This is a genomic window from Ilumatobacter nonamiensis YM16-303 (assembly GCF_000350145.1).
Taxonomy (GTDB): Bacteria; Actinomycetota; Acidimicrobiia; order Acidimicrobiales; family Ilumatobacteraceae; genus Ilumatobacter_A; species Ilumatobacter_A nonamiensis.
In genome coordinates this window covers 1-6,083 of record NZ_BAOL01000242.1, presented here as the reverse complement: position 1 = coordinate 6,083, position 6,083 = coordinate 1, and the positions used below count along the sequence as shown (strand labels likewise).

The 6,083-nt window shown below is 65.6% G+C and carries 5 protein-coding genes; 1 reads left to right on the top strand and 4 read right to left on the bottom strand.

Going from position 1 to position 6,083, the window contains the following annotated elements; translation table 11 throughout:
• Positions 1 to 53: 53 nt before the first annotated feature.
• From ON45_RS18500 to ON45_RS18490, 3 genes are read right to left on the bottom strand one after another with little or no spacing between them, the layout of a single operon-like run.
• Complete coding sequence (locus tag ON45_RS18500; protein WP_051063352.1) at positions 54 to 1,988, bottom strand: ABC transporter ATP-binding protein; 1,935 nt, start codon at positions 1,986 to 1,988, stop codon at positions 54 to 56.
• Positions 1,985 to 3,718, bottom strand: coding sequence for an ABC transporter ATP-binding protein (locus ON45_RS18495; RefSeq protein ID WP_040495912.1), 1,734 nt, complete (start codon positions 3,716 to 3,718; stop codon positions 1,985 to 1,987). Before ON45_RS18495 ends, ON45_RS18500 begins: the two co-directional genes overlap by 4 nt.
• A complete protein-coding gene (locus ON45_RS18490; protein WP_040495910.1) occupies positions 3,715 to 4,086 on the bottom strand; it encodes a ribbon-helix-helix domain-containing protein in 372 nt (123 codons plus the stop codon). Before ON45_RS18490 ends, ON45_RS18495 begins: the two co-directional genes overlap by 4 nt.
• A gap of 143 nt (positions 4,087 to 4,229) precedes the next feature.
• Here ON45_RS18490 and ON45_RS18485 point away from each other — a divergent pair, with 143 nt between their 5' ends.
• Complete coding sequence (locus ON45_RS18485; protein WP_040495908.1) at positions 4,230 to 4,832, top strand: cysteine hydrolase family protein; 603 nt, start codon at positions 4,230 to 4,232, stop codon at positions 4,830 to 4,832.
• Positions 4,833 to 4,977: 145 nt separating this feature from the next.
• On the opposite strand, the gene ON45_RS18480 is transcribed toward ON45_RS18485, so the two are convergent.
• Positions 4,978 to 6,033 carry an aldo/keto reductase gene (locus tag ON45_RS18480; protein ID WP_040495907.1) on the bottom strand — a complete coding sequence of 352 codons (1,056 nt, stop codon included), beginning with the start codon at positions 6,031 to 6,033 and terminating at the stop codon, positions 4,978 to 4,980.
• Between the last annotated feature and the right edge of the window lie 50 nt (positions 6,034 to 6,083).

The window sequence follows — 6,083 nt, the reverse complement described above, 5'->3', positions numbered from 1 at the left end:
CTCGTGAACAGTTCGCGCACGGAGCGCGGGACAAGTTCACGAGAACGGGTGGGTCAGGTGGATTGGCCGGCGAACTGGGCGCCGTGGAGGCGGGCGTAGGCGCCGTTGCGGGCCATCAGCTCGGCGTGGTTGCCCTGCTCGACGATCGAGCCGTCCTCCATCACCAGGATCACGTCGGCGCCGCGGATCGTGGAGAGGCGGTGGGCGATCACGAAGCTGGTCCGGTCCTGGCGGAGCGCGTTCATCGCCTCCTGGATCAGCACCTCGGTGCGGGTGTCGACCGAGCTCGTCGCCTCGTCGAGGATCAGGATCGACGGGTTCGCGAGGAACGCGCGGGCGATCGTCAACAACTGCTTCTCGCCGATGCTGATGTTGTCGCCCTCGTCGTTGATGACCGTGTCGTACCCGTCGGGGAGCGTCTCGACGAACCGGTCGACGTAGGTGGTCCGCGCTGCAGCACGGATCTCGTCCTCGGTCGCCGACGGGTTTCCGTAGGCGAGGTTCTCCCGGATCGTCCCACCGAACAGCCAGGTGTCCTGCAACACCATGCCGACCTTGGAGCGCAGTTCCGATCGGGGGAACGACGCGATGTCCCGACCGTCGAGGCTGATCGTCCCGGCATCGAGGTCGTAGAAGCGCATGATCAAGTTGACGAGCGTGGTCTTGCCCGCACCGGTCGGGCCGACGATCGCGATCGTCTGGCCCGGCTCGACGGTGAGGTTCAGGCCCTCGATCAACGGCTTGGTCGGCGTGTACGAGAAGTCGACGTCGTCGAAGACCACCCGGCCGAGGACGGGCGGCGGGTCGACCGTTGCCTCCTGCTCGACGGTCTGCTCGTCCACGTCGAGCAGTTCGAGCACCCGCTCGAGGGAGGCGATCCCCGACTGGAAGGTGGTCGCCATCGACGCCATCCGGGTGAGCGGCTCGGAGAAGTTGCGGGCGTACTGGATCATCGCCTGCATGTCGCCGATGCTGATCGCTCCCGCCGAGATCCGCAGCCCGCCGACCACCGCGATCAGGACGTACTGGATGTTGCCCATGAACATCATCGTCGGCTGGATCAGACTCGACATGAACTGCGCCGCGTAGCTCGCTTCGTAGAGTTCGTCGTTGTCCTCGGCGAAGCGTTTCTCGACCGCACGGTGTTGGCCGAAGCTCTTGACGATCGCGTGCCCGGTGAACACCTCCTCGGCCTGGCCGTTGACGGCACCGGTGTGACGCCACTGTTGAACGAACCGCGGCCCAGCGCGTCCGCCGATCACCTTGATGAGCAGGATCGACGCCGGAACGGTGACGAGCGCGACCAAGGCGAGCAACGGCGAGATCAGGAACATCATCACCGCGACGCCGATCAGCGTGAGCAGCGACGTGAGGATCTGGCTGACGGTCTGCTGCAGGCTCTGCGCGAGGTTGTCGATGTCATTGGTGACGCGGCTGAGCAGGTCGCCGCGTGACTGGCGGTCGATGTAGGAGAGCGGCAGCCGGTTGAGCTTCGTCTCGACCGATTCGCGCAGGCGGAACATCGACCGCTGGACGACACCCGCAAGCATGTACGACTGCCCGTACGCGAGGAAGAACGAAATAGCGAACAACACCACGAGGAACAGCAGCAAGGACCGCAGGCGATCGAAGTCGATGTCGTTCGTCCCGTTCGGGCCGATGCCCAGTCCTTGGACGATGATGTCGGTCGCGTTGCCGAGCAGGCGCGGGCCGATCACGGTGAGGCTGACGCTGCCCGCGGTCAAGATCGCGATCAGCCAGAGCCGCGCCTTCTCCAGCGACAAGATCTCGCCGAGCCGACGGACGGTCGGTCCGAAGTTCGAGGTCTTCTCGGCGGGCATCCCGGCCGCGCCGCCCGGACCGAAGCTCGTCCGTCGTGCTTCGGCCCCGGTCGTGGTCAAGATGTCGCGTTCGTCGTCCTCGTCGGCCGTCGGTGCAGTGGATGGGGCGGTCGGTTCCGACCCGTTGCCGGTGGCGTCGTCGCTCATGCGGGCTCCCGGTCGAACTGCGAGTCGACGATCTCCGCGTAGGTCGGACACGTGTCGATCAGGTCGACGTGGCGGCCCCGGCCGACCACGCGGCCGTTGTCGACCACGATGATCTGATCGGCGTCGGCGATGGTCGACACCCGTTGCGCCACGATCAGCACGCCGGCCGCCTGCACGTGTGGCTTCAACGCGAGCCGGAGACGGGCATCGGTGGCGAGGTCGAGCGCCGAGAACGAGTCGTCGAACACGTAGATGTCGGGTTGCAGCACGAGCGCGCGGGCGATCGAGAGCCGTTGCCGCTGCCCGCCCGACACGTTGGTTCCGCCCTGCGTGATCGGACTCTCGAGTCCGTCCGGCATCGACTGCACGAACCCCGCGGCCTGGGCCACCTCGAGCGCCTGCCACAACTCCTCCTCCGTCGCCTCGGGGCGACCGAAGCGCAGATTCGAGGCGACCGTTCCGGAGAAGAGGTAGGGCTTCTGGGGCACGTATCCGATCGATCCCCAGAGCAGGTCGGGATCGAGTTGGCGGACGTCGACCCCGTTCACCACCACGGACCCCTCGGTCGCGTCGAACAGTCGCGGAACGAGGTCGACCAGTGTCGACTTGCCCGACCCGGTACTCCCGATGATCGCGGTCGTGCGTCCCGGGCGGACCGTGAACGAGATGTCGCTGAGGACGGGAACGGCGGCGCCGGGATAGGTGAAGCCCACCCGGTTGAAGTCGACTGTGCCGTGCTCGCTGACTTCGGTGACCGGGTTCTCCGGGGGCACGACGGAGGAGTCGGTCTGCAGCACCTCGTCGATGCGTTCCGACGCGACCGCAGCACGGGGAATCATCGAGATCATGAACGTGAGCATCACGACTGCCATGAGGACCTGGACGAGGTAGCTGAGGTACGCAACCACGGAGCCGAGTTCCATGTCGCCGGAATCGATTCGGGCGGCACCGAGCCAGAGCACGGCGACGTTCGACATGCTGATGAACAAGGTGACCGTGGGGAACATCAGTGCCATCAACCGGCCGGCCCGCAGCGAGGCAGCCGTCAGATCGTCGTTGGCTCCGGCGAAACGTTCGACCTCCTCGGGCTCGCGGACGAATGCGCGGACCACTCGGATGCCCGTGATCTGATCGCGCAGCACCTGGTTGACGCGGTCCACGCGCAGCTGCATCACCTGGAACGTCGGGATCATCCGGCTGATGATCACCGCCAGCACGCCGACCAGGATCGGGATCACCACGAGCATGATCACCGAGAGCCCGGCGTCCTCGCGGACGGCGAAGATGATGCCGAACACCATCGTGATCGGTGCGGCGATCATCATCGTGCAGGCCAGCACCACCAGCATCTGGACCTGCTGGACATCGTTGGTGATCCGCGTGATCAAGGAGGGCGCGCCGAACTGGCCGACCTCGCGCGCCGAGTAGCTGTTCACCTGGTGGAAGATGTCGCGACGGAGATCGCGCCCGAAGCTCATCGCCGCGCGAGCGCCATAGCGCACTGCGCCGATGGCGAACGCGATCTGGACCAGGCTGAAGAACAGCATGATCGCGCCGACTCGCCAGATGTAGGCGTTGTCGCCGACGAGCACCCCGTTGTCGATGATGTCGGCGTTGAGCGTCGGCAACGTGAGCGCCGCCGCGGTCTGGATCGCCTGCAGCACGATGACGACCGCGAGCAGGTTGCGATACGGCCCGAGGTGGGAGACGAGGAGTCGGCGAAGACTCACAGTGACGATCGGGCGGGTTCGCGGTAGCGAGCGCGTTCGCGGTCCAGGATGGCCTCGGCATCCACGCCGGCGATCGGGACGTCGAGCGAACCGGAGAGCTCCCCGGTACCGATCAACGCCAGATACCTCCCGCAGCACACGCGGAGGAACGACGTGAAGTTCGCGATGTCGTGGCCTTCCTCGATCGCCTCTCGGTGCAGTCGAGTCATGAGCTGACCGACCGTCATGTCGTCACGGGCAGCGATCTCCTGCAGCGCAGACCAGTAGAAGTTCTCGAGTCGCACGCTGGTGACCGCGCCCTCGACGCGGAACGAGCGCGTGCGACTCTCCCACAGCCATTCCTCGGCTCCGATGAACAAACGGCACATTCTCGATCTCCCCTCGAGTTGCCAGCATTGCAGACCATGCGTCGCCGGATGTAGTAGGTCGTTCTTACCCGCGGCGACGGGCACCTGCGTACGTTCGAACCGTCCGACCGACCACCGAATCGAACATCGACCTTGGGGGAACCATGTCCATCGACCCTTCGACCACCGCCGTCGTGCTGATCGAGTATCAGAACGACTTCACCTCACCCGGAGGTGTCCTGCACGATGCGGTCGCTCCGGTGATGGAGCAGACGCAGATGATGGACAAGTCGATCGCCGTCGTCGATGCGCTCCGCTCCGCCGGAGCCACGATCATGCACGCGCCGATCACCTTCTCGGCCGGCTACAACGAGTTGTCGGACCACCCGTACGGAATCCTCAAGGGCGTCGTCGACGGGAACGCGTTCGTGAAGGGGGAGTGGGGTTCCCAGATCGACGATCGGATCGCCCCGCAGGACGGTGACATCGTCGTCGAGGGCAAGCGAGGCCTCGACACGTTCGCCAGCACGAACCTCGACTTCATCCTCCGCTCGAAGGGCATCACGACCGTGGTCCTCGGTGGTTTCCTCACCAACTGCTGCGTCGAGTCGACGATGCGCAGCGCATACGAGAACGGCTACGAGGTGATCACGCTCACCGACTGTGCGGCGGCGGTGTCACCCGAGCAGCACGACAACGCGATCGCCTTCGACTTCCCGATGTTCTCGAAGCCGATGACCGGCGAGGAGTTCCTCGCGACCGTCTGATCCAGTTCGGGCGCCGCCGACCGTCCAGGTGGCGCTCCATCCGCCTTGCTCGGACTTCGCACCCCCCGACGTCCCCGGACGTCGCGGACTCCGAGCAGGGCGGATTCACCTCGTCCCGGGAGCCACCGGTTCGTCGGTCCCGGTGTCAGCTGGTCCGGCGACGGCGCAGGAACGGGTCCTGCAACGCATCGGGCTGGTAGCCCGCGTCGTCGTGCGAGAGGTTCACGCCCGGCGGGACGATCTCGTCGATCCGATCGAGCACATCGCTCGACAACGACACGTCGGCAGCACCGAGTTGCGAGTCGAGGTGCTCCATGGTCCGTGGTCCGATGATCGGCGCGGTCACGCCCGGATGCTGCATGACGAACGCGATCGCGAGGTGGATGAGCGAGACTCCCGATTCCTCGGCCAGCAGTGCGAGGTCCTCGACCGCGTCGAGCTTGCGGGCGTTGCCCGGCTTCGACGTGTCGAACATGTCGGGACGCATCTTCGCCCGGTTCGTGTCGGGGGCGCCTTCACCCTTGCGCACCTTGCCCGACAGCCAGCCACCGGCGAGGGGGCTCCACGGGATCACGCCCATGTGGTACTTCTCGGCCACCGGGAGTACGTCGGCCTCGATGCTCCGAGTGAGCAGCGAGTACGGCGGCTGTTCGGTCACGAATCGTCCGAGGCCACGACGCTCGGCGATCCATTGGCCCTCGACGATCCGGTGGGCGGGAAACGTCGATGACCCGAACGCCCGGATCTTTCCCTGGCGCTGCAGGTCGGTCAGTGCCGCGATCGTCTCCTCGTCGTCGGTCCCGGTGTCCGGACGGTGGACCTGATACAGGTCGATCCAGTCGGTCTGAAGTCGTTTGAGACTGTTCTCGACCTCCTTGATGATCCACCGTCGCGAATTGCCTCGATGGTTGGGATCACCACCGCTCTGACCCATCTCGACGTCCATCGGGCCGTGGAACTTGGTGGCGAGGATCACGTCGTCACGTCGTCCGCCTGCGAGCGCCTTGCCGACGATCGTCTCGGACTCACCGCGCGAGTAGATGTCGGCGGTGTCGATGAAGTTGATCCCCTCGTCGAGTGCGCGGTGGATGACGGCGATCGACGCGTCGTGATCCGGCTCGCCCCACTTCCCGAACATCATCGCTCCGAGGCAGAGCGGGCTGACGAACATTCCGGTGTGGCCGAGGTTGCGATATTCCATGGTCGGAACGTATCAACCGGTGTTCTCGTGAACAGTTCGCGCACGGAGCG